2 protein-coding genes are annotated in these 4,824 nt (G+C 46.6%); both read left to right on the forward strand.

Translation table 11 applies throughout. From position 1 onward, the window contains the following. The coding region (locus QUB35_RS13365) for a CHAT domain-containing protein (RefSeq protein ID WP_333142367.1) at positions 1-1,630 on the forward strand (1,630 nt) is incomplete at its 5' end. 419 nt (positions 1,631-2,049) lie between these two features. Further along, positions 2,050-4,824 (forward strand): DUF4347 domain-containing protein (locus QUB35_RS13370; protein ID WP_333142368.1); only part of this gene is annotated, 2,775 nt, incomplete at its 3' end.

The raw sequence follows: 4,824 nt of genomic DNA on the forward strand, positions 1-4,824 counted from the left end.
TCCAACACCACCACCAACACCATCTCCAACACCACCACCAACACCATCTCCAACACCACCACCAACACCATCTCCAACACCACCACCAACACCATCTCCAATATCAGAACAAACACCATCTCCAATATCAGAACAAACACCATCTCCAACACCACCACCAACACCATCTCCAATATCAGAACAAACACCATCTCCAACACCACCACCAACACCATCTCCAATATCAGAACAAACGACATTACCGGATATTTCAATTACCAATGCGATCGCTCAATCTGGCAATTTGAATATCATTAATAGAATTGAATCTCTTTTTAACTACAGATCCGATTGGGTAAGCGAAATTGTCCAAACGGCATCGCCTCTAAATATAGTTAGCCGCAGCGATATCACACGGCTAATCGATAGAGGCGATATCCCACAAGCCATTTTCTTTATCGATATCTTCTACAGTGAACAAGTGGGCTCATACATTAATCAGGAAATCAGGCGCGATTTGCAATCTTTTACGGCCATACAGAAAAGAACTAGAATCATCGCCAGCCAAACTGGTAAAAAACCAGCCATTATCTACGCCTTCTCCCGCCCTGAACAATTAGACCTGATCGTAGTCCCCCCTAGCGGCATCCCTATTCATAAAGCCATCCCCGCCGCCCGACGCGAAACTTTGATGCAAGTCGCAGCCAATTTCAGCTCTGAACTCACTACTTCCAGAAACATCAATACTGAGAGCTATTTGCCAGCATCCCAACAACTTTACCAGTGGATAATTGCGCCCTTGGAAGCTGATTTGAAAGCTCAGGGCATCGATACGCTAGTTTTTAGTATGGATGCAGGGTTGCGATTGCTCCCCTTAGCCGCCCTCCATGACGGTTCTCAATTTCTAGTAGAAAAGTACAGCATCGGACTCATTCCCAGCGTCAACTTAACCGATACTAGCTATGCAAGTGTTAAAAATGCTGAAGTTTTAGCAATGGGAGCCTCACAATTTACTAATAACCCACCCTTGCCAGCAGTGCCTGCAGAACTTAACGCTATTGCCTCCGAATGGAAAGGCGAATCCTTCCTCAACCAAACCTTTACTCTCAACAATCTTAGGTCACAGCGCAAAGACAGACCCTATGGGATTATTCACCTCGCCACTCACGGATACTTTAACCCAGGATCACCGAGCAATTCTTACATTCAGTTATCAGATAGCAGGTTAACACTCGATCGCGTGCGGCAACTAGGGTGGAATCAGCCACCTAAAGTTGAGCTATTGGTGTTGAGCGCTTGCCAAACTGCTGTGGGTGATGATGACACCGAATTAGGTTTTGCGGGGTTAGCTGTGCAAGCGGGGGTGAAGTCAGTTTTGGCGAGTCTTTGGTATGTCAGCGATGAAGGTACTTTAGGGTTAATGGCTGAATTTTACCATCAGTTAAAGGTCGCGCCGATTAAAGCCGAAGCCTTACGGCAAGCTCAAATCGCCATGATCAAAGGTCAAGTTCGCATTGAAAATGGTCGTTTAATTTTGTCAAACTTAAATAAGGAGTTAGAATTACCGCCAGAATTAGCTCAACTGACTAATGAAAATCTCTCCCATCCTTACTATTGGTCTGCCTTCACGATGATTGGGAGTCCTTGGTAATGTCATTGCGAGGAACAAAGCAATCGTAAGGACTTTAGGCGTAGCTCGCAATCAGATGCTAGTTGATGAAGTGTAGGGACAAAGGCAATGCCCATTGGTGTCAACTTAAGCCTGAAACCCTTGAAAAATATCGCTTTTACCATAGTTCAGATCCCCCTAAATCCCCCTTAAGAAGGGGAGTAGGGGTTGACTTTGAGAAGACTCCTGTCCCCCCTTCTTAAGGGGGGCTAGGGGGGATCTGGCCCTAATCGTCAAACAACAGTCTCTGACTGGGTTTGAGCTTAAGTTGACACTAATGGGCTTTTGGAGTGTCCCTACGGGGATAAAACGATAGGCGGTGCTACTTCATGAAGGTGGAATTTGCTGTAAGTTATATTTTAGTGAAATCTATAAAGTTTAACAATTAAAGAGGTTGCATAATGATACAGCAAAAATTTGTTTCAATTCTAGTTTTTATTGACTCAAATGTTGAAAATTACCAGAGTTTAATTAGCGGCATTTCCCCAAATGCTGAGGTAATTATCCTAGATGAAACGCGGGATGGCATTGAGCAAATTACCGAAAGGCTAGCAATTGAACAAAATATAGAAGCAATCCACATCATCTCTCACGGTAGTCCAGGTGCAGTACATCTCGGTGTAAATACACTCAACAGCAGCAACATAGAAAGCTTCGGCCCTCAACTCAAACAGTGGCGCAAAGCATTAATTCCCGGTGCCGATATTCTCCTCTACGGGTGTAATGTCGCGGCTGTTAATCAGCCCCGGCGAATAGAATTCGCGGCTATACAAACAAAGTCCGGATGGTGCGCGGACTATGGAATTTCAACCCGCGCAGGCGGGTTTAGTTTGTGTAGTAGCGGTTTTAACCGCCCAGTTGAAAGTGCTACAAAGCCCACAAAACCTAACCAATTCCTCCAACGCCTGAGTGAGTTAACTGGCGCGTCGGTTGCAGCTTCCAAAAAGCTGACGGGAAGTGCTGCAAAAGGCGGCGACTGGGAATTAGAAGTGAGAACCGGAGAAATTAAAACACCGCTGGTATTTGAACCCGAAGTATTAGCCGCTTACGAGTATGTTCTCTCAACTTTCGGCGCTGCAACCAACTTTGGCGTGGGGACAAATCCCTACGGTATTAATATAGGGGATTTCAACGCTGATACCTTCCCCGACTTGGTAGTGACAAACCAGAATGACGACAACATTTCCATTTTGTTAGGGAATGGCACAGGGGGTTTTGGCACGGCTACCAACTTTGCCGTAGGTTCAAGTCCGGTTTACGTCACATCGGGACTGTTTAACAATGATAATTTCCCCGACTTAGCAGTAGCAAATGGTAGTAATAGTAATATCTCTATTCTGTTAGGAAATGGCACGGGAGGCTTCGGGGCAGCTAGCAATTTTAGTGTAGGTAACACTCCATTTTCAATAGGTGTCGGGAACTTTAACGCCGACACTTTCCTCGATTTAGCAGTGGTAAATGCTGACCCTCAAGGTACTGGTAGCGTCTCAATTTTGTTGGGAACGGGTACAGGAAGCTTTGCGGCTGCCACTAATCTCAATGTTGGTGCGATTCCGGCTGCGGTTGTTGTAGGCAACTTTAACGCTGACAGTTTCCCCGACTTAGCCGTTGCCAACAGCCTCTCTAATAATGTCTCAATTCTGTTAGGAAATGGTACGGGCGGATTTGGTGCAGCTACTAATTTTGGCGCTGGGCAAAATCCAAATTCGATAGCCACTGGGGACTTTAACGGAGACACTTACCTCGACTTGGCCACAGCTAACAACGGATCTAACAATGTTTCAATTCTCTTGGGAAATGGCACGGGCAGCTTTGGTGCAGTCACTAATTTTAGCGCCGGGACAGGGCTGCAAGGCATTGTTGCGAATGACTTTAGCAGAGATGGCCAACTTGACTTAGCAGTAGGAGGCACCGGCGGCGCTGCAATTTTAGTAGGCAACGGCAATGGCGGTTTTAGTTCACCCATTAACTTTGCTGCGGGGACAGATCCAACTTCCATTATTAGCGGCAACTTTAATGCTGACACTCTCCCGGATTTGGCATTAGCGAACAACGGTTCAGACAACGTTTCTGTGCTGCTAAATACACCCAATACAGTTAATTTCGGGGCTGCCACTTACAGCGGTACAGAAGGAACAACAGACACAGTAGTTAATATTCCCGTTACCCTCAGCGGCGGCACTCCTTTTGCTGATGTAACTGTGCCAATTGCGATCGACCCCAGCAGCACAGCCACCGAAAATTCCGACTACGCCTTTTCGCCTACCTCGATTACATTCCCCGCAGGTGCAACAGGTGCCGCACTCACCCAAAATGTTGCAGTTACTATCAAACCTGACAACATAGCTGAAAACGCCGAAACCGCAATTCTCAACTTTGGCACAATTACTGGTGGGGTTGCAGGTACAACGGCTCAAACCACACTAACTATTGCTGCTAACGGTACTGTTTCTTATGCCGTCGCCGCTGGTACTGCCAGCATTCCTGAAGGTAATAGCGGCACAACTCCTCTAACTTTTACGGTGACTCGTAGCGGCGGTGCTGGTGTAGCGAGTAGCGTCAATTATGCGATCGCGGGAACTGCTACCAACGTCAGCGATTACAACAATATCGGTGGCACTTCTGGGGCAACGGGTACGACTGGCACGATCAATTTCGCCACTGGTGAGACATCCAAAACGATTACTCTCGATGTATTAGGCGACAGTGCGATCGAACCTGACGAAACTGTTACCCTCACCTTGTCTAATCCTGTCGCACCAGGTTCAACTCCTACTATTACCGCTGATGCGGCCGCAACAACTGTCACTAATGATGACACCGCAGGTTTCACCCTTAACACTACCACCACGACTGCGACTGAAGGCGGTGCAACTGGAAGTTACAGTGTTAAGTTAAATACTCAGCCGACTGCACCTGTTACGATTAGCTTTGATACAGGCAGTCAAATTAATCCGATTTCGTCGATAAATTTTGACAGCACTAATTGGAATGTTGCTCAAACTGTTGCGGTTGTTGCTGTTGACGATAATTTAGTTGAAGGAAATCATACAGGTGCGATCGCGCCTACTTCTACCAGTAGCGATGTTAATTATAACGGCATCACAATTTCGACTGTTAGCGTCGCTATTACTGATAACGACACTGCGCCAACTCCGACCCCAACGCCAACTCCG

This window comes from Microcoleus sp. B13-B6, from assembly GCF_036705405.1.
GTDB lineage: Bacteria > Cyanobacteriota > Cyanobacteriia > Cyanobacteriales > Microcoleaceae > Microcoleus.